The 18,895-nt window shown below is 68.3% G+C and carries 16 protein-coding genes; 10 read left to right on the top strand and 6 right to left on the bottom strand.

Annotated features, from left to right (window positions below; all coding sequences use genetic code 11):
* Window positions 1-25: 25 nt before the first annotated feature.
* The 3 genes from BKN51_RS27380 (at window position 26) to BKN51_RS27370 (ending at window position 2,655) form a co-directional block, all read left to right on the top strand.
* Entirely contained in the window at window positions 26-532 is a 507-nt protein-coding gene (locus BKN51_RS27380) for a GNAT family N-acetyltransferase (protein ID WP_101610365.1), read from the top strand.
* 85 nt (window positions 533-617) lie between these two features.
* Window positions 618-1,481, top strand: a complete 864-nt coding sequence (locus tag BKN51_RS27375; protein WP_101610364.1) for an SDR family oxidoreductase — start codon at window positions 618-620, stop codon at window positions 1,479-1,481.
* Window positions 1,482-1,599: 118 nt separating this feature from the next.
* Window positions 1,600-2,655, top strand: coding sequence for an alpha/beta fold hydrolase (locus BKN51_RS27370; protein ID WP_101610363.1), 1,056 nt, complete (start codon window positions 1,600-1,602; stop codon window positions 2,653-2,655).
* A 3-nt stretch (window positions 2,656-2,658) separates the two neighbouring features.
* Here BKN51_RS27370 and BKN51_RS27365 read toward each other — a convergent pair whose 3' ends face one another.
* From BKN51_RS27365 to BKN51_RS27345, 5 genes are all read right to left on the bottom strand, one after another.
* Window positions 2,659-3,651: an MASE1 domain-containing protein gene (locus tag BKN51_RS27365; protein WP_101610362.1), complete on the bottom strand. Its 993-nt coding sequence runs from the start codon at window positions 3,649-3,651 to the stop codon at window positions 2,659-2,661.
* Window positions 3,652-3,811: 160 nt separating this feature from the next.
* Entirely contained in the window at window positions 3,812-5,020 is a 1,209-nt protein-coding gene (locus BKN51_RS27360) for an acyl-CoA dehydrogenase family protein (protein WP_101610361.1), read from the bottom strand.
* Window positions 5,021-5,038: 18 nt separating this feature from the next.
* A complete protein-coding gene (locus tag BKN51_RS27355) occupies window positions 5,039-6,334 on the bottom strand; it encodes an acyl-CoA dehydrogenase family protein (RefSeq protein ID WP_101610360.1) in 1,296 nt (431 codons plus the stop codon).
* Between the two features lie 548 nt (window positions 6,335-6,882).
* Entirely contained in the window at window positions 6,883-8,088 is a 1,206-nt protein-coding gene (locus BKN51_RS27350) for a low temperature requirement protein A (RefSeq protein ID WP_101610359.1), read from the bottom strand.
* Window positions 8,089-8,140: 52 nt separating this feature from the next.
* Entirely contained in the window at window positions 8,141-9,325 is a 1,185-nt protein-coding gene (locus BKN51_RS27345; protein ID WP_101610358.1) for a TetR/AcrR family transcriptional regulator, read from the bottom strand.
* Between the two features lie 156 nt (window positions 9,326-9,481).
* Here BKN51_RS27345 and BKN51_RS27340 point away from each other — a divergent pair, with 156 nt between their 5' ends.
* The 7 genes from BKN51_RS27340 (at window position 9,482) to BKN51_RS27315 (ending at window position 16,717) form a co-directional block, all read left to right on the top strand.
* Window positions 9,482-10,690: an acetyl-CoA C-acetyltransferase gene (locus BKN51_RS27340; protein WP_101610357.1), complete on the top strand. Its 1,209-nt coding sequence runs from the start codon at window positions 9,482-9,484 to the stop codon at window positions 10,688-10,690.
* A 10-nt stretch (window positions 10,691-10,700) separates the two neighbouring features.
* Complete coding sequence (locus tag BKN51_RS27335; RefSeq protein WP_101610356.1) at window positions 10,701-12,872, top strand: 3-hydroxyacyl-CoA dehydrogenase NAD-binding domain-containing protein; 2,172 nt, start codon at window positions 10,701-10,703, stop codon at window positions 12,870-12,872.
* Window positions 12,873-13,146: 274 nt separating this feature from the next.
* Window positions 13,147-13,320: a hypothetical protein gene (locus tag BKN51_RS43300; protein WP_158255732.1), complete on the top strand. Its 174-nt coding sequence runs from the start codon at window positions 13,147-13,149 to the stop codon at window positions 13,318-13,320.
* 61 nt (window positions 13,321-13,381) lie between these two features.
* Window positions 13,382-13,933 carry a MauE/DoxX family redox-associated membrane protein gene (locus tag BKN51_RS27330; RefSeq protein ID WP_102906582.1) on the top strand — a complete coding sequence of 184 codons (552 nt, stop codon included), beginning with the start codon at window positions 13,382-13,384 and terminating at the stop codon, window positions 13,931-13,933.
* A 2-nt stretch (window positions 13,934-13,935) separates the two neighbouring features.
* Window positions 13,936-14,478, top strand: coding sequence for a TlpA family protein disulfide reductase (locus BKN51_RS27325; RefSeq protein ID WP_101610354.1), 543 nt, complete (start codon window positions 13,936-13,938; stop codon window positions 14,476-14,478).
* Complete coding sequence (locus tag BKN51_RS27320) at window positions 14,475-16,304, top strand: ABC transporter ATP-binding protein (RefSeq protein ID WP_101610353.1); 1,830 nt, start codon at window positions 14,475-14,477, stop codon at window positions 16,302-16,304. Before BKN51_RS27325 ends, BKN51_RS27320 begins: the two co-directional genes overlap by 4 nt.
* Window positions 16,301-16,717: a S26 family signal peptidase gene (locus BKN51_RS27315; RefSeq protein WP_168214399.1), complete on the top strand. Its 417-nt coding sequence runs from the start codon at window positions 16,301-16,303 to the stop codon at window positions 16,715-16,717. Before BKN51_RS27320 ends, BKN51_RS27315 begins: the two co-directional genes overlap by 4 nt.
* A gap of 63 nt (window positions 16,718-16,780) precedes the next feature.
* Here BKN51_RS27315 and BKN51_RS27310 read toward each other — a convergent pair whose 3' ends face one another.
* Window positions 16,781-18,880 carry an MMPL family transporter gene (locus tag BKN51_RS27310; RefSeq protein WP_101613488.1) on the bottom strand — a complete coding sequence of 700 codons (2,100 nt, stop codon included), beginning with the start codon at window positions 18,878-18,880 and terminating at the stop codon, window positions 16,781-16,783.
* Between the last annotated feature and the right edge of the window lie 15 nt (window positions 18,881-18,895).

Genomic DNA, 18,895 nt, shown 5'->3' with positions numbered 1-18,895 from the left:
CCTCACGATGTTGTAGAACGGAAGGATGAACGATTTCATCATCCGGCAGGGTGGTTCTGGGGACTTCCCAGCGTTGCTGGACATGTTCGACGAGGCCGTCGCGTGGCTGGTCGGACGGGGCAGTGAGGGCCAGTGGGGGACCGAGCCGTGGTCCACGATCCCGAAGCGGATCGAACGGGTGCGCGGGATCGCCGACGGGCCAGGCCTGCACATCGCCGAGGTCGGCGGCGAAGCGGCCGGGGCGATCGTCCTCGGTGACCGGTTCCCGCACGTCCCGCCGGTCGACGAACCCGAGATCTACGTCGGCCTGCTGCTGACCTCGCGCCGGTTCGCCGGTCACCGGGTCGGCTCGCGGCTCGTCGAGTTCGCGCTGGCCGAGGCGCGGGAGCGCGGGATCGGCCTGGTGCGGGTCGACTGCTGGGCCGGTGGCGACGGTGACCTGCAGCGTTACTACGAGAGCCAAGGTTTCAAGCCGACCGAGCGCTTCGACGTCAACGGCTGGATCGGCCAGGTCTTCGAGCAGCGTCCCTAGGTCTGGCTTCTTCGCGGCTTCGGGTGCACCATAGTTGACACATTGCCAACAGTGCCCCGGACAGCGGAGTCGCAGAGGAGCCCCCATGGCCAAGCGTGAACGTTCCCTCGCAGGCAAGGTCGTCGTGATCACCGGAGCGGCGCAGGGCATCGGGGCGAGTACCGCGAAGGCGCTGGCCGGGCTCGGCGCCAAGGTGGTCATCGGTGACCTGGACCAGGTCCTCGCGGAGAAGACCGCGGCCGGGCTGGGCGCGGAGGCGCTGCCGCTCGACGTCACCGACACGAAGGGCTTCACCGAGTTCCTCGACGAGGTTGAGCGGCGCGTCGGCCCGATCGACGTGCTGATCAACAACGCGGGCATCATGCCGCTCGCGCCGCTCGACGAAGAGGACGACGCGGCCACCCGGCGGCTGCTCGAGATCAACCTGCACGCCGTCATCCACGGCACCCGGGAAGCGGTCAAGCGCATGCGCCCGCGTGGCACCGGCCACATCGTCAACATCGCTTCGATGGCCGGTAAGGCCGGATTCCCCGGCGCCGCCACCTACTGCGCCACGAAACACGCCGTCGTCGGTTTGTCGGAATCGGTGCATCTGGAACTGCACGGAACGGGTGTGCTGGTCTCGTGCGTGATGCCCGCCGTGGTGCGCACGGAGCTGGCCAGCGGGCTCGGCGAGGCGAAGTTCTTCAAATCGGTCCAGCCGGAAGATGTGGCGTACGCCATTGTCGATGCCTTGCGACGTCCCAAATTCGACGTCTTCGTTCCCGCATCGCTGGACGCCATGGGCAGGATCACACGACTGCTCCCGCGCCGCTTCGGCGAAGGGCTGCTCCGTGCCCTGGGTGGCGACAAGATTTTGTCCTCCGCAACGCATTCCAGTGCTCGCGCGGAGTACGAATCGCGTGCCGCGAGGAGTGCCCCGGCGGCCGAAAAGGGGGCCGGTTCTTAGCTCGGACGGCCTAACAACCGTCCGAAGTGGACGGCTTGGGGCGGCGACGGTGTTGAGTCGTGCGCCCGTACGCGGCAAGATTGCCCATTACCGCGTTCATCCCTCCAGGAGGCACCTCATGGCAACACCCCCGGCACGGCTCGCCGCCGCCGCGTCGAACGTCGTCGGGAAGGTGCTGAACGGTGGTGTCGCCGATCTCCGCCCGGTGCCGCGGGTCCTGATCGACCAGGGCCCCAACCGTTCGGTGTACCGGCTGACGAACGGCAAGGCCCCGGCGTCCGGCCCGCCCGTGCTGCTGGTGCCGCCGCTCGCCGCGCCCGCGCTGTGCTTCGACCTGCGGCGCGGCTGCAGCCTCGCCGAGCACTTGGTCGACGAAGGCCGCAACACCTACCTGGTCGATTACGGCAACGTCGCGTTCTCCGACCGGCGCCTGGGCATCGAGCACTGGATCGACGAGGTCCTCCCGCGCGCGATCCGCAAGGTCAGCGAGGACGCGGGCGGCCGGCCCGTCCACGTCATCGCCTGGTGCCTCGGCGGGATCTTCTCCTTGCTGACCGCGGCCGACCAGCCCGACCTGCCGATCGAGTCGATCGCGACCATCGCGTCGCCGTTCGACTTCACCGCGATCCCGCTGATCGCCCCGTTCCGCCCGCTGGTGGACCTCACCGGCGGCCACCTGCTGACCCCGATCTACCGCGTGCTCGGCGGCGCACCGTCCTATTTGGTCAGCCGGGTCTTCCGCGCGACCGGGATCAGCAAGGAGATCACCAAGCCGCTGGCCATCCTGAAGAATCTCGATGACCGGGACTACCTGGCGCAGATCGAGGCCGTCGACCACTTCATGGACAACATGATCGCCTACCCCGGGCGCACGTTCGGCCAGATCTACCACCGGTTCTTCCGCGCCAACGACCTCGCCGAGGGCACCGTCGACCTCAACGGCCGCATCATCGCGCTGTCCGGCGTCAAGGTGCCGACGCTGGTCATCGCCGGGCAGAACGACACGATCGCCCCGCGTGCGGCCGTCGAACGGCTCACCGGCCTCCTGGACAACTCGCCTTCGGTGACCTTCAAGACCGCGCCAGGCGGGCACCTGGGCGTCCTCACCGGCCGGAAGGCCCGCGGGACCACGTGGCGCTATCTCGACCGCTTCCTCGACGAACAGGCCGGCTGAGCCTCAGTCGGCGAGGTCTTCGCTCCTGCGCTGGTTCATGGCGCTGCGCAACGACTGGCGTGGCGCGATCATGTCGACCATTTCGGTGATCTGGAGCCAGGCTTCGGTGATCTCGGCGGTCGCGCGGTCGCGTTGCAGGACGATCGTGGACAGCACCAGCGCCGTCATCCCGACAGTGGCGTCGAAGGCCTGTACGTGCAGCATGCGGGGGACGAGCGCGTACGAACCGTAGGGGCCGAGCCCGCGCACGGCGGCGAAGATCGTGAGAGTGCAGACGCACAAGGAGCACAGCATCGCCCCTGCCTGCCGGAAACGCAGCGCGGCCCAGACGAGCACCGGGAAGACCAGGAACAGCTTGGCCGGGGTGGTGGACGAGAGGAGCGCCGTGCCGGTGCCCACGATCGCCAACGCGATCGCTTCGCCCCAGCGCGCCGGGGAGACTCGCGTCGGCAGCCGGAACCTCGGCACCAGGAGCAGCAGGGGAGTGACCGTCAGGACGCCCATCGCGTCGCCGGTCCACCACACGAGCGCCGTGGACCAGAAGTCCCCGGCGACCAGCGCGCCGTCGAGGACCAGGACGCCGGTGCCCAGCACGGCGCTGACGGCCGTGCCTCCGATCGCCCCGATCGTCACCAGGAGGACGGCGTCGGGAAGCCGGTCGAGCTGGGTGCGGAAACCCAGCCGCCGCATCACCGCGTAGGCCAGCATCGGGCCGATCGTGTTGCCCGCGGAGATCGCGATGACGGTGGCGAGTGAAGGCCCGATGGCGATGTTCGTCAGGAGGGCGCCGAGGAAGATCCCCGGCCAGAACCGCGGCCCCAGCAACATCGGCACCGCCAGCGCGACCCCGGCCGCCGGCCACAGCGGTGAGATCTGCTCCCGCACGATCGCCCACTGGATGCCGATCTGGCCGGTCGCGAAGTAGCAGATCGTGACGCCGAGGACGATGAGGCACCACTGTGCGGCAAGGGGGAACTGTCGAGCGGCGAGTCTCATCGCGACTCCGGCCTTGGCGGGCGGGGAAGGTACGAGAGTACCTCCGCCCGGACGTCGGGGCGGTTCACTTGATGGTGTTGTCGTGATGATGGAGTTTGTTGGGAATAAACAGGAAAGGGGCCCGTGCAGCTGCACGGGCCCCTTCACGGCACTTCGGGCGCTACTTGAGCTCGGAGCTCGTCTTGCCCAGGATCCGGCGAGCCACGATCAGCTGCTGGATCTGCTGCGTACCCTCGAAGATGTCCAGGATCTTCGCGTCCCGGCTCCACTTCTCCAGCAACGATTCCTCGGTGTAGCCCAAGGTTCCGGCGAGCTCGACACACTTCAGCGTGATCTCGACGACCGAGCGGCCCGCCTTCGCCTTGGCCATCGAGGCCTGCAGCGAGTTCGGCTTGCGGTTGTCGGCCATCCACGCCGATTCCATGGTCAGCAGGTACGCCGCTTCGTAGTCGGCTTCCAGTTGCAGGAACGTGGCCGCGGCCGCGTGCTGGCTGTGGACGGGCTTGTCGTAGTCGATGGTCACCCCGGCGTCCGTGAGGATCTTCCGGGTCTCCTCCAGCGCCGCGCGGGCGACGCCGATGGCCATGGCGGCGACCAGCGGGCGGGTGTTGTCGAAGGTCTGCATGACCCCGGCGAAACCCTTGGCGGTGTCGATCTCCGGCGTGCCGAGGAGGTTTTCCACGGGCACGCGGACGTTCTCGAAGCGCAGCACGGCGGTGTCGGAGGCGCGGATGCCGAGTTTGTGCTCGACGCGCACCACCTCGAAACCGGGCGTTCCCTTCTCGACGACGAACGACTTGATCGCCGCGCGGCCCTTCGTCTTGTCCAGAGTGGCCCAGACGACGACGGCGTCGGCGCGCTCGCCCGCGGTCACGAAGATCTTCTCGCCGTTGATCACGTACTCGTCGCCGTCGAGGCGCGCGGTGGCGGTGATCGCGGCCGAGTCCGAGCCGCAGTCCGGTTCGGTGATCGCCATCGCGGCCCACAGCCCGGAGAACTTCTTGAGCTGTTCGTCCGTGGCGACCGAGCCGATCGCGGCGTTCCCGAGGCCCTGACGCGGCATCGAGAGGAGCAGACCGACGTCGCCCCAGCACATCTCGATCGTGCCGAGCACGATGTTCAGGTTGGACCCGTTGCGGTTGCCCGGCTTCTCGTTCTTTTCGGACCGGCGGACACCCGCCGCGCCCGCGCCGCCCTCGCCGGAGGAGTTCAGCCCGTCCAGCAGCGCGGCGAACATGTCGAGCTCGGCGGGATAGGTGTGCTCGGCGCGGTCGTACTTGCGCGAGATCGGCCGGAACACCTCGGCCGCGGCCTGGTACGCCTGGTTGATCAGGGTGCCGGCCTTCTTCGGAACCTCAAGGTTGATCATGATTGCCTTTCGAAAGTCCTAGAGGAGGACGGCGCCTTCCATCACGCCGATCGCGCGGAGGTCGCGGTACCAGCGTTCGACGGGGTGCTCCTTGACGAAGCCGTGCCCGCCGAGCAGCTGTACTCCGGCGCTGCCGATCTGCATTCCCTTGTCGGCGGCCAGTTTCCGGGCCAGCGCGACCTCGCGGGCGTACGGCTTGCCCTGTTCGGCGCGAGCGGCGGCGCGGAGCGCGACCAGCCGCAGTCCTTCCAGCTCGATGGCGATGTCGGCCACCGAGAACGCGACGGCCTGCCGGTGACTCACCGGTTCGCCGAACGCCTTGCGCTCGTTGACGTAAGGCACCACGTAGTCGAGGACGGCCTTCGCGGTACCGGCGGCCAGCGCGGCCCAGCCGAGCCGCGAGAGCCGGACGACCTCGGTGAAGACCTCGGCCTTACCGCCGCCGAGCAGTGCTCCGGCGGGCAGGGCGACCTTCTCCAGGTGCAGCTTCCCGGTCGCCGCGCCGCGCAGGCCCATCGCCGGTTCGGTCTCGATGGTGACGCCCGCGTTGGACGATTCCACGAGGAACAGCGCCGGACCGCGGCCTTCGAGGTCGGCCGAGACGATGAACAGCTCGGCGTCGGCGGCACGCGGGACCAGCGACTTCACGCCGTCGAGCTGGTAGCCCTTCGGAGTGCGGCGGGCCTTGGTGGCGGGCTTGAACGGGTCGAACAAGGCCGTCCGCTCCTGCAGCGCGAGCGCCGCGGCCGGGACGTTCTCGCCGACGAACGCGGGCAGGTAGTCCGCCTGCTGCTGCTCGTCGCCGTAGGACACCAGCGCGGTGCTGACCGCGGACGGCGCGAGTACCGCGACCGCCAGTCCGAGGTCGCCGTGCGCGAGGGCCTCGGCGACCAGCGCGTTCGTGACGACCGACCGTTCGGTGCCGATGCCGCCCAGCTCCTCGGGGATGCCGACGAGCGAAATCCCGAGTTCGGCGGCGCGGCTCAGCAGGCCTTCGGGGGCCTGGAGCTTCGCGTCGGCGTCGGCCGCGGCGGGCCGCAGCTGTTCGGCCGCGAACTCCGTCACGGTCTCGACGATGAGCTGCTGGTCCTCACTCGGGGTGAGGTCGAACAGTCCCGTGTCCTCGGCCGGCGCGAGCCGCGCGGGCTTGCCGAGCTTCTGGGCGGACTTGAACGTCCGTCCCGCCGCGCCCGCGACCCGGAAGCCGTTGCGCGTCCCGGCACTGACCAGGTTCTGCACGGGCTTCCGAAGTCCGGCCCGTTCAATGACCTTGCTCCCGGCCAGCCGGGTGAGCGCGGACAGGCCGAAGCCCATCGCGTCTCGTTTCCTAGGCGCACCCACGGTGAGTCTCCCTGCCTCGCTTACCTACTCGTGAGTAGGTTAACTCCCTTGGGGCCGATGCGCTACTAGGGGGGAGTCGAACGTCACGCTCGTGAGTGATTTGGGTGGTGAGGGCGCCCGGATTGCTCACGAGGGGAAGGGGTGTGGACGTGAGTGCCCCTCACGAACCACCCGGCGCCGTGGTCACCCGGAAGTACGTGATGGCCCCCTTCCTTGCGCTAGACGCAAGGAAGGGGGTCATCACTCGCCCACTGGTGCGGGTGGGGCGGCTGTGGCGATCACGAAGGTAGTGAAGGCCTCCATCACTACGGTCAAGGTAGGCAAGGGGCCCTTCACGGCCCGCCCCCGTGAACGACCGCAGCCGGAAGCCGGTAGGTGACCAAGACACCCTCGGCCCAACCCGAATCGCCACTCACGACCCACCCAGCGCCGTGGTCGCCCTGAAGTACGTGAAGGGGACTTCCCCGCATCCTGCTCGGTGAAGGGCGCCTTCGTCGCGTCGCACTCGGCGAAGGGCCCCTTCAGCCCAGGTTCGGCGTCTCAGCCATCAGCCGCACCCGAGCCGCGCCCGCCCGCTCGACGATCACCAGCCCCACTGCCGCCGCGGCCACGACACCCACGAGCACGATCGCCGGCACCAGTTCCAGCAACGGCGTCGCCGCCAGCAGGACGACCGCGAGCACCAGCCGCCGCACGTTCCAGGACCCGAGGTTCCGCCGCCGCAGCCCGCTCAGCGCGATCAGGTACAGCGCCAGCCCGCCGGTGAGCGCCCAGATCGGCGTCCCGTGCAGGCCGTCGGAAAGGCTGTGGTGTTCGGTGTCGGACACGTACAGCAGCGACTTCTTCAGTCCCAGCGCCACGAGCACGATCCCGGCGATGAGCGGGAGGTGCAGGAACGTGTAGGTGTCCGTCCCGATCCGCACCCGCTCCACGCCCTCCGCGCGTTTGAGGTTGTGTTCGGAAACGTGCGCGACGACGGCGAAGTACATCCACCACATCGCCGATGCCAGCGTCAGCCCGAAAACGGCGGCGAGCGTGATCGGCCAGGACATCGGGTACGAGCTGATCCCGATGCCGATCGCCACGATCGACTCGCCGAGCGCGATGATCACGATCAGCCCGAACCGCTCGGCGAAGTGGCCCGGCTGGTGCAGCCGCCAGTCCGAGGAGCGCGTCCGGAAGACGTTGACGTAGTCGGCCAGCATCGCGACGGCCCAGATGCCGAGCTGGACCCAGCCGGAGAAGAACGCCGCGACGGCCAGCAACGCCACGCTCGGCAGCAGGCCGACGAACATCTTCAGGACCACCTTGCGCAGGCCCGGATCCGTCCGGGCGGCGCCGAAGTACGCGACCAGGTGCAGCAGCCGCACGACGAAGTAGCAGCCGACGAACATCAGTGGCGCGTACAGGCCGCCGGGCAGGTCGGTGAACGCCTCCGGGATGGTCAGCGAGACGAGGAACATCGTCCCCATCGCGGCGAACATCGCCAGCTGGGCGATGCCCCGGTCGACGTGCAGGGTGTTGGCCAGCCAGGCGTAGGCGCACCAGCACCACCACAGGACGGCGATCATGGCCACCCCCTGCCCGATGCCGAGCGGGCTGAGGTGATCGGCCATCAGCTGAGTGGTCTGGGTGATGGCGTAGACGAAGACCAGATCGAAGAAGAGCTCCAGCGGGGAGACCTTGTGGTCTTCGTCCCGGGTCACCAGATGCAGGGGCACGCGCACATCGTGCCCTTCACTCCTTTGCAGTACACGCGAGTTTGCTCAAAGCTGACTTTCAGACGCCGAGAACCGCGTGCATCAGCGTCGTCAGCTCGGCCTCGATGTTCGGGCGGCCGTTGACCCGGCGGGTGCGCGCGAGGTCGTTCGCGATGGTCAGCGCCGCGTGGACGGTGATCTTCACTTCGCGCAGGCTCAGTTCCGGACGGACTTCCGAAGCCAGCGCGATCCAGCGCGCGACATAGTCCCGCTGGACCCGGAGCAGGTCCGCCTTGTCGCGTTCCGGCAACTCCATTGGGCTGCCGGAGAACGACACCAGCAGCTCGGGAGTGTGCAGCAGGGTGTGCACATAGGACGCCGCCAGCCTGCGCAGCGCGTCGCGTTCGTCGTCGGTCCGCAGCGCGCGTTCCGCGGCGAGCGCCAGCCTGTCGGCCGCGCGATGCCCGATCGCCACCATCAGCGCGGCCTTGCTGGGAAAGTGCCGGTACACGCTGGGCCCGGCGATACCGGCGGCCGCGCCGATCTCCTCCATGCTGACCGCGCGGAAGCCGCGTTGCCCGAACAGCTCGGTCGCGGCCGCGAGGATCTGCTCGCGGCGGGACGGCTCGCCGAGCGCGATCGACGGCGTCTCGGGGGACGGCTCGGCGGGCTCGGGCAGTGTGACATGCAGCACCGATTCCGCCAGCTGCACCAGGATCTGTGCGAAGCGTTTCTTCGCCACGGACGTGTGATGGACGGACACACTGCCGAAGACGCTCAGCCCCGCCCAGCACAACAGTTCGGCGTCGTCCTCGGTCAGTTCGGGACGCAGCGCGAGCAGCGCCTTGGACCACGCCGCGAGCACCGCGCCCGACCGGCGGCGGATCTCCCGGCGGCCTTCTTTCGGCAGATGCCTGCCCTCCCAGCGCCACAGTGCGGCGACCTCACGCCGCTCCACGGCCTGCGCGGCGAGGGTGCCCAAAAGGGCGTTGACCTGGGCGGGGACCGGTGTGTCGAGGTCGGCGAGTGTCTCGAGGGTGGCCGCCTCCATGTCGTCGATGCCGGACAGCACGACGTAGGACAGCACCGCCTGCTTGTCCGCGAAATGGCGGTACAGCGCGGGCCCGGTGATCCCGGCCGCGGCGGCGATGTCGTTGATGCCGACGCCGTGGAACCCGCGGGCGCGAAACAGCTCCGCGGCGAGGCCGGCCAGCTGGGCCTTGCGGTCGCGCGGTCGGGCTGAACGCTCGGTCGGGTGATCCATAGGTGAACCCACGATAGCGTGGGTTGCGTGCATCGCAACCCATTGACACCATGGGGTTATCGCGGTTTATGTTAATGACCATTAGCATGGCTACTGGCCGGTACGATCCGGCTGTGTTCATCCTTGATACAGCGCCGTACGCGGAGGAGTTTTTCTGTGAGTGAGGCCTACATCTACGAGGCGATCCGTACGCCTCGCGGCAAGAACAAGGGCGGTGCCCTCCACGGCACCAAGCCGGTCGATCTCGTGGTCGGCCTCATCGAGGAACTGAAGGTCCGGCACCCGAACCTCGACCCCGCCGTGATCGACGACATCGTCCTCGGCGTGGTGTCCCCGGTCGGCGAGCAGGGCGCCGTGATCGCGCGCACCGCCGCGCTGAACGCGGGCCTTCCCGAAACGGTCGCGGGCGTACAGCTGAACCGCTTCTGCGCCTCCGGCCTCGAAGCCACCAACACCGCCGCGCAGAAGGTGCGCTCCGGCTGGGACCAGCTGATCATCGCCGGTGGCGTCGAGTCGATGTCGCGCGTGCCGATGGGCTCCGACGGCGGCGCGCTGTTCATGGACCCCGCCACCGCGTACGACAACTACATCGTCCCGCAGGGCACCGGCGCCGACCTGATCGCGACCATCGAGGGCTTCTCCCGCGAGGACGTCGACGCGTGGGCCGTGCGTTCGCAGGAGAAGGCCGAAGCGGCCTGGTCCGGCGGCTACTTCGCGAAGTCCGTCGTCCCGGTGAAGGACATCAACGGCGTCACGATCCTCGACCACGACGAGCACCGTCGCCCGGGCACCACCGTCGAGGGCCTCGGCAAGCTCAAGCCCGCCTTCGCCGGAATCGGTGAGCTGGGCGGCTTCGACGCTGTCGCGCTGCAGAAGTACCACTCGGTCGAGCGCATCGACCACGTCCACACCGGCGGAAACTCGTCCGGCATCGTGGACGGTGCCGCGGTGGTGCTGGTCGGCAACGAGCAGATCGGCAAGGGCTTCGGCCTGACCCCGCGCGCCCGCATCGTGGCGACCGCGACCGTCGGCTCCGAGCCCACGATCATGCTCACCGGCCCGACCCCGGCCACCGAGAAGGTCCTCAAGATCGCCGGTCTCACCCCGGACGACATCGACCTGTGGGAGCTGAACGAGGCCTTCGCCTCGGTCGTCCTCAAGTGGATCAAGGACCTGCACCTCGACGAGGAGAAGGTCAACGTCAACGGCGGCGCCATCGCGATGGGGCACCCGCTGGGCGCCACCGGCGCGATGCTGGTCGGCACCGTCGTGGACGAGCTGGAGCGTCGTCAGGCGCGCCGCGCCCTGGTCACCCTGTGCATCGGCGGCGGCATGGGCGTCGCGACCATCATCGAGCGGGTCTGAGGAAGAGACAATGACTGAAGCGAAGACCATCCGCTGGGAGCAGGACGCCGACGGCATCGTCGTGCTCACCCTGGACGACCCGAAGCAGTCCGCCAACACGATGAACGCCGACTTCCGCGAGTCGCTCGGCGTAGTCGTGGACCGCCTTGAGGTGGAGAAGGACGGCATCACCGGTGTCGTCCTCACCTCGGCCAAGAAGACCTTCTTCGCCGGTGGTGACCTCAACGACCTGATCAAGGCCAAGCCGGAGAACGCGGCCGAGATCACCGAGAGCAGCGCCCTGATGAAGGGCCAGATGCGACGGCTCGAACAGCTGGGCAAGCCGGTCGTGGCCGCCATCAACGGCGCCGCGCTCGGCGGTGGCCTCGAAATCGCGCTCGCGACGCACCACCGCATCGCGGCCGACGTCAAGGGCAGCCAGATCGGTCTCCCCGAGGTCACCCTCGGCCTGCTCCCCGGCGGCGGTGGCGTGGTCCGCACCGTGCGCCTGCTGGGCATCCAGAGCGCGTTGCTGAACGTCCTGCTGCAGGGCCAGCGGCACCGCCCGGCCAAGGCCAAGGAACTCGGCCTCGTGCACGAGCTCGTCGGCACCGTCGAGGAACTGGTCCCGGCCGCGAAGGCGTGGATCAAGGCCAACCCCGAGGGCGGCGTGCAGCCGTGGGACGTCAAGGGCTACAAGATCCCGGGCGGCACCCCGTCGAACCCGGGCTTCGCGGCGAACCTGCCCGCGTTCCCGGCGAACCTGCGCAAGCAGATCAAGGGCGCGAACATGCCCGCCCCGCGGGCGATCCTGGCCGCGGCCATCGAGGGTTCGACGGTCGACTTCGACACCGCGATCACCGTCGAGACCCGCTACTTCATCAGCCTCGCCACCGGCCAGGTCTCGAAGAACATGACGAAGGCGTTCTTCTTCGACCTCCAGAGCATCAACTCCGGCGGTTCGCGGCCGGACGGCTTCGAGAAGTACACGGCCAAGAAGGTCGGCGTCGTCGGCGCGGGCATGATGGGCGCCGCGATCGCGTACGTCTCGGCGAAGGCCGGTATCGACGTCGTGCTCAAGGACGTCACCCTCGAAGGCGCCGAAAAGGGCAAGGGCTACGCGGTCAAGCTCGAGGAGAAGGCTCTCTCCCGCGGCAAGACCACGCAGGAGAAGTCCGACGCGCTGCTGGCCAAGATCAAGCCGACCGACAAGGCGGAGGACTTCGCCGGCGTCGACTTCGTGATCGAGGCCGTCTTCGAGAGCGTCGAGCTGAAGCACAAGGTCTTCAAGGAGATCGAGGGCTTCGTCAACCCGGACGCCGTGCTGGGCTCGAACACCTCCACGCTGCCGATCACCTCGCTCGCCGAGGGCGTCCAGCGGACCGAGGACTTCATCGGGATCCACTTCTTCTCGCCGGTGGACAAGATGCCGCTGGTCGAGATCATCTGCGGTGAGAAGACCTCGCCCGCCACGCTGGCGAAGGTCTTCGACTACACGTTGCAGATCAAGAAGACCCCGATCGTCGTCAACGACAGCCGCGGCTTCTTCACCTCGCGCGTCATCGGCACGTTCATCAACGAGGCCGTCGCCGCGCTGGGCGAGGGGGTCGAGCCCGCGTCGATCGAGCAGGCCGGTGCGCAGGCCGGGTACCCGGCGCCGCCGCTGCAGCTGATGGATGAACTGACCCTGACGCTGCCGCGCAAGATCCGCAAGGAGACGCGCGAAGCGATCGAGGCAGCCGGCGGCACCTGGAACGGGCACGCGTCCGAGGGTGTCATCGACCGGATGGTGGAGGAATTCGACCGCAAGGGCCGCTCCACCGGCTCGGGCTTCTACGACTACGACGAGGCGGGCAAGCGGACCGGTCTCTGGCCGGGCCTGCGCGACGCGTTCAAGTCGGGCAGCGCCGAGGTTCCCTTCGAGGACCTCAAGGAGCGCATGCTGTTCGCCGAGGCGCTCGAGACCGTGAAGTGCTTCGACGAGGGTGTGCTGACCACCATCGCCGACGCCAACATCGGTTCGATCTTCGGCATCGGTTTCCCGGCGTGGACCGGCGGTGTCATCCAGTACATCAACCAGTACGAGGGTGGCCTGCAGGGCTTCGTCGACCGCTCGCGCCAGCTGGCCGAGCGCTATGGCGACCACTTCACCCCGCCCGCTTCGCTGGTCGAGAAGGCCGCGAAGGGCGAGATCTACGAGTAGGCCACTTCCCGGCCAGGCGTGACACGAAGGGGCCGTTCAGGACAGACATCGTCCTGAACGGCCCCTTCTGTACGGCAAAGGGGTGGCGCGCCCGCAGCCTGTTGCCTTGCCGTATTTCTCCCGCTATCGTGACCGAATCGGTGGGGGCCGGCCGACTGGGGGTTGGAGTAATGATTTCCTTGGCTTAGGGTCTGTCTTCGCGAACTCCTTTGTCTGTCTATTCTCCCGCTGATGCACGTCAAATTCACTGGAACTGGGGAAGGTGGTATTTGTCATGCTCGAATTGGTTCAGAAACTCGGTGATCGGCTACTGGGCAAAGTGGTGCCCGAAGTTCCGGCGGCGGCGCACGAATTCTGTGGGTGCTGGCCCGACGAGGCCGGGCGCAGGTGGCATTTCTACAAGGACTGCGTGAGCTGCCTCTGTTACCAGGTCAGCACCCGCTGCTGAGAAGTGCCGGAAGACGGCGGCTCCGGCCGTCGTCTTCCCTTTCCCGGCATGGGGAGAACGCATGTACTTGTCGATCGCCTGCGCCGTCGCGCTTGCTCTCGTATTCGGTATCTCCGCCGCCGGTAAATTCGGCGGCGAAGGATTTCGTTCCTTTGTGGCGTCCGCAGGGCCACTGAGGCTGATTCTGCGCGCGCAACGCGCCATTGTCGCGAGAATGGTCGTCGCGGTTGAATTCTTCATCGTGGCGGCGTTGATCACCGGTTCGGCCGTCCGGTCGTGGAGTGCCCTCTTCCCGGTATTCACCGGTGCGGCGGCGCTTCTCGCGGTGTTCACCGCGGCGATCACGCTGTCGCTGTCGCGCGGAGAACGCGCGCCGTGTCACTGCTTCGGCAGGAGCGCGGCGCCACTCGGCGTACCCCAGGTGGTGCGCAACGTCCTGTTGCTGGGCATCGCGCTGACCGGCTCGGTGGCTTCCCTCGTCGAAGCACCGCACGGAGCCCTGCCGGGAACGGCTGTCGCGATTTGCGCCGGTCTCGTCGTCGGCTTCGTCGCCGTGCGCTTCGACGACATCGTGGAACTTTTCCGGGACGTCCCGGAACTCGTCAAGGAGTAGGCATGGGGATCCTGATCGCCGTTCTCGTCCTGGTCGGCGCTCTGCTAGTGCTCGATCTGGTGCTGACGTTCGGGGTGATCAAGAGGCTGCGCACCCATTCCGAGCTGATCGGCAAGGCGCTCGAGAACCGCGTTCCCGCAGGGCCGGTCATGGTGGCCGAAGGGAATCTGGTCGCGGACTTCACCGCGCGGACTGTCGATGGTGTCGAAGTGTCGCGGTCCAGCTTCACCGAGCAGACGCTCGCGGGGTTCTTCGCCGTCGAGTGCGATACGTGTATCGAGAAGCTTCCTGACTTCGTCGAGCACGCGAAAGACCATCCCCGGGATCACGTTCTCGCCGTGGTCCAGGGAGACGCCGACGGCGCGGCCGAGTTCGTCGCCAGGCTGGCACCGGTGGCCCGTGTCGTCGTCGAGCCGGTCGGGGGCGTGGTCAGCAAGGCCTTCGAGGTACGCGGAACGCCCGTGGTGGCGATGCTCGGCCCCGGTGGACGGGTCGTGGCCGCCGGCTTCCAGCCGGAAGTGCTGCCGCGCCTGGCGGTCAGGTGAACTCTCCGGGCCCGCGGTTGGCCGTCGTCGCACTGGGTGTCGCCTGGACCGCCGCGCCGCTGATCCTGCTGGGCAGTCTCGCGATCAGCGTGCTGACGGGTGTGCTGCCGGTGATCGTCGCGTGGTTGACCAAGCTGGTTCTCGACCGGGTGGTCGCCGCCGAGGTCCGGCTGGACGAGCTGACCTTGCTCGCCGTGGGTCTCGCGGTCGCGGGAGTGTCGGTCGCGTTGCTCGGCGAGGCCGGGCGGTACCTCTCGGGTGAGCTCACCCGCCGGGTCACCCTGCTCACCAGGGACCGGCTGTATCTCGCGACGGGACGGCTGGCCGGCCTCGCCCGCCTCGAACAGCCCGCCTACCGTGACCGGTTGCACCTGGCCCAGCAGCACAGCTACTCCGGTCCCGGCGTGATCCTGGATTCGGTCGTGGGCGGCGTCCAGGCCGTGCTGACCACGGTCGGGTTCCTGGTGTCGCTGGCGGCGGTCAGCCTCCCGGTCACCGCGGTCGTGATGGTCGCCGCGGTCCCGACGCTCATCGCGGAACTGAAACTGAGCAAGCGCCGTGCGCAGGTGCTGACCGGTCTCAGCCCCACCGAGCGGCGTGAGTTCTTTTACATGCAGTTGATGACCGGCCTCGACGCCGCCAAGGAGATCCGGTTGCTCGGGCTCGGCAGGCTGTTCCGGGGCCGGATGCTGGCCGAGCTCGGCAAGGCCAACACGCAACGACGCCTTGCCGATCTTCGTGAGTTGCGCGTCCAGGGGATACTGGGCGCGCTCAGCGCCGTCGTCGCCGGTGCCGGGCTGGTCTGGGCGGTGCTGGCCGCAGGCCGGGGTCAGCTGACCGTCGGCGACATCGCGGTCTTCACCGCGGCCGTCGCCGGCGTGCAGGGTTCACTCGCCAACCTGATCGGCCGGATCGGTGCAGCGCACAACGCCCTGCTGTTGTTCGAGCACTACCGCACCGTGACGACGGAAGGCTCCGATCTCCCCGTGCCGCCGGAGCCGGGAACGGTTTCGCCGCTGCGGCAGGGGATCGAGTTCCGCGATGTCTGGTTCCGCTATGGGCCGGGGCATCCGTGGGTGCTGCGCGGGGTGAACCTGTTCATCCCCTGTGGAGAGTCGATGGCGCTGGTCGGGCACAACGGGACGGGGAAGAGCACGATGGTGAAGCTGTTGTGCCGGTTCTACGATCCGACCCGTGGAGCCGTCCTCTGGGACGGTGCCGACCTGCGCGACCTGCCGGTCGACGAACTGCGACGCAGACTCGGCGCGGTGTTCCAGGATTTCATGACCTACGAGATGAGCGCGGCGGAGAACATCGCGCTCGGCGACGTCGACGGTGCGGACGAACTGGGCCCCGTCGACGAGCGGCTCACGGCCGCGGCCGAGCGGGCGGGAATCCACGACACGCTCGCGAATCTGCCTCGCGGTTACCGGACACTTCTTTCCCGGAGTTTCGTCAGCGAGGAGGACAAAGACGATCCGGAAACCGGTGTCCTGCTTTCGGGCGGGCAATGGCAGCGGGTCGCGCTCGCGCGGGCGTTCCTGCGGGACCAGCGGGATCTGCTCATCCTGGACGAGCCCACGTCGGGGCTCGACGCCGAAGCCGAACACGAAATCCACACTTCGCTCGCCGAGCATCGGGCCGGCCGCACGAGTGTGCTCATCTCCCATCGGCTCGGGTCCGTCCGGGCGGCCGACCGGATCGCCGTGCTCGTCGACGGCCGGGTCGCGGAACTGGGCACCCACGACGAACTGGTGTCGTTGGACGGCACCTATTCGCGGCTCTTCCGGTTGCAGGCCAACGGATACGTTCAGGAAGTCTCGTGAAGATCCTGGCCCTGCTGGCTTCGGCGGCTTCCGGTCTGCTGGTGCTGCGCTGGGTGAAGCGCCGTTGGGCGGTGATCGCCGTGACGGGTTCCAGCATGACGCCGACGTTCCACGAGGGTGACCGGGTACTGGCGCGGCAGCGCCCCAAGGCCATCGCGGTGGGGGACGTCGTCGTGCTCGAGAATCCCGGATCGGGTCCGCTGCCGGTGCGATGGACCGTCAAACGAGTGGTCGCGGTCGGCGGGGACACGGTCCCCGAGGAAGCGGCGGGCCGGGTCGAGGCCGGTGCGGTCGTGCCGCCGCGGCATCTGGTGGTGCTGGGCGACAACCGGGCGCTCAGCGCGGATTCGCGGCACCACGGGTACTTTCCCGTGGACCGGGTCTTCGGCAGGGCGCTTCGCCGTCTCGGCTGAGTGCAATGAAAGGCCCGTTCCTTGCAAATTTTGCAAGGAACGGGCCTTTCCTAGCGTCCGGGGTCAGCGCGACGAAGGTTCGAACGCCACGTGGGGCAGCCGCCGGTCCAGCCACCGCGGCAGCCACCAGGCGCGCTCCCCGAGCAGCCGCATCACCGCGGGCACCACGAGACAGCGGATCACGAACGCGTCCACCAGCACCGCCACCGCCAGCCCGAGGCCGAACTGCGCCAGCATCCGGTCGGGGTTGAGCAGGAACGCGCCGAACACCAGGATCATGATCACCGCCGCCGCCGTGATCACCCCTCCGGTAGAGGCGAGCCCTTCGCGGACGGCGTGCCGCGCGTCGCCGGTGCGCCGCCATTCCTCGTGCATCCGGGACACCAGGAACACCTCGTAGTCCATGGAAAGCCCGAACACGATCGCGAAGATCAGCACCGGCACGAACGCCTCGATCGGCCCCGGCTGCGCTCCGAACAGGCCGTCGCCGAACACCGCCGTCATCACGCCGAGCGCGGCGCCGATGCTCAGCAGGTTCAGTACGGCCGCCTTGAGCGGGATCAGGATCGACCGGAAGACCACCATCAGCAGCAGTGCCGACAACCCCACGACCACCAGCACGAACAGCGGCAACCGGTCGCCGACGGCGTCCGCGAAGTCCACCGCCGCCGCGACCGAGCCGCCGACGAGGTACTTGCCGGGCAGGCTCGGCAGCACCTCGGTCCGCAGCCGCTCGACCAGTTCACCGGTCGCCTCGTCCTGCGGCGACGACGTGGGGAACGCGAGGACCGTCATGACACCCTGCCCCATCGGCGGCGTCGCCTTGGCGATACCGGGGGTGGCCTCGAGTTTCCGTCGCAGCGCGACGCCGTCGCCGTTCTCCGTGACGATGATCAGCGGTTCGCTGAAGCCCGGGCCGAAGCCTTCCGACATCAGGTCGTAGGCCTTGCGGGTGGTCGAAGTCTCGGGGTTCGTGCCCGCGTCGGCGAATCCGAGGCGCATGCCGAGTGCCGGCAGCGAAAGTCCGATGAGGACGAGCAGCCCGATCGCGAGCGGGACCATCGGCCGCTGCTGGACCGCGTCACCGAGTTTGCCCCAGGTCCTGCCGTGTTCCCGTTTCGCGGCGTGCTTGCGAATGCCCTTTTCCAGTCGCCGGCCGAAAAGTGAGAGCAACGCGGGCAGCAGGGTGACCGACGCGAGCATCGTCACCAGGACGGTCAGCGCCACCGCGAGAGCGACTCCCCGCAGGGAACCGAGACCGAGCGCGAGCAGGCCGAGCAGGGCGATGATCACCGTTCCGCCGGCGAACAGCACCGACCGGCCGGCGGTGTCGAGTGCGCGCCGCGCCGCTTGTTCGCGGTCGAGACCGCCGAGTATTTCGCTGCGGTAGCGGGAAAAGATCAGCAGCGCGTAGTCGACGCCGACACCGAACCCGACCAGCATCATCAGCGGCGCCGTGTAGCCGGCGATGTCGACGAACCGGCTGACCAGCACGATCACGCCGAGCGTGCTGCCGACGGCGAAGATCGCCGTGATCACCGGGAGCCCGGCGGCGAGGATCGAGCGGAACAGGAAGACGAGGACCACCAGCGCGGCCAGCAAGCCGACGCCCTCGGACGGCCCGCCGCTCTCATTGGTCCGTTCGATCGGCTCACCGCCGAGTTCGACCTGGAGTCCGGCCGATTCCGCTTTCTTCGCGGTGTCGGTGACGCGCACGATGTCGTCGTACGGCAGGTCGTTCGACTCCAGGTCGAAAGCGATGGCGGCGTAACCGATCGTTCCCTCGCGCGAGATCGCGGACGGGTCGTCGAACGGACTCGTCACCGCTTTGACGTGGGGCTGGTTCCGCACTTCGGCGAGCATCGAGTCGATCGGGCCGCGTGCGGTGGCCAGTCCGGCGCCGGTCTTGAAGACGATTTCGGCCGTCGCGCCGGTCCGGGCGGGAGCCTGTGCCTCGAACAGGTCCATGATCTGCTGGGATTCGGTTCCCGGCAGGGAATGGTCGTCGTGGTAGGCGCTGCCCGCCACCTGTGAGCCCAGGGTGACGCCGAGAAGGGTGAGCAGCCAGAGCGAAACGGCGAGCCAGCGATGGCGCTGTGACCAGCCTGCCAGCCTCGAAAGGCCGCCCCCAGGCCGCCTTTCGGAAAGCTTGATGGTGTCCATGGCGGAAAGCATCGG

Source organism: Amycolatopsis sp. BJA-103, from assembly GCF_002849735.1.
Taxonomy (GTDB): Bacteria; Actinomycetota; Actinomycetes; order Mycobacteriales; family Pseudonocardiaceae; genus Amycolatopsis.
Note: the sequence above shows the minus strand (reverse complement) of the source record. Positions and strands in the feature narration are given on the sequence as shown.

Bases quoted from the DNA above. Each gene is read 5' to 3' on its own strand.
- BKN51_RS27325 (WP_101610354.1), top strand. From the start codon at position 13,936: ATGGGGATCCTGATCGCCGTTCTCGTCCTGGTCGGCGCTCTGCTAGTG.
- BKN51_RS27375 (WP_101610364.1), top strand. From the start codon at position 618: ATGGCCAAGCGTGAACGTTCCCTCGCAGGCAAGGTCGTCGTGATCACC.
- BKN51_RS27360 (WP_101610361.1), bottom strand. From the start codon at position 5,020: ATGATCAACCTTGAGGTTCCGAAGAAGGCCGGCACCCTGATCAACCAG.
- BKN51_RS27345 (WP_101610358.1), bottom strand. From the start codon at position 9,325: ATGGATCACCCGACCGAGCGTTCAGCCCGACCGCGCGACCGCAAGGCC.
- BKN51_RS27380 (WP_101610365.1), top strand. From the start codon at position 26: ATGAACGATTTCATCATCCGGCAGGGTGGTTCTGGGGACTTCCCAGCG.
- BKN51_RS27355 (WP_101610360.1), bottom strand. From the start codon at position 6,334: ATGGGCTTCGGCCTGTCCGCGCTCACCCGGCTGGCCGGGAGCAAGGTC.
- BKN51_RS27330 (WP_102906582.1), top strand. From the start codon at position 13,382: ATGTACTTGTCGATCGCCTGCGCCGTCGCGCTTGCTCTCGTATTCGGT.
- BKN51_RS27370 (WP_101610363.1), top strand. From the start codon at position 1,600: ATGGCAACACCCCCGGCACGGCTCGCCGCCGCCGCGTCGAACGTCGTC.
- BKN51_RS27365 (WP_101610362.1), bottom strand. From the start codon at position 3,651: ATGAGACTCGCCGCTCGACAGTTCCCCCTTGCCGCACAGTGGTGCCTC.
- BKN51_RS27335 (WP_101610356.1), top strand. From the start codon at position 10,701: ATGACTGAAGCGAAGACCATCCGCTGGGAGCAGGACGCCGACGGCATC.
- BKN51_RS27310 (WP_101613488.1), bottom strand. From the start codon at position 18,880: ATGGACACCATCAAGCTTTCCGAAAGGCGGCCTGGGGGCGGCCTTTCG.
- BKN51_RS43300 (WP_158255732.1), top strand. From the start codon at position 13,147: ATGCTCGAATTGGTTCAGAAACTCGGTGATCGGCTACTGGGCAAAGTG.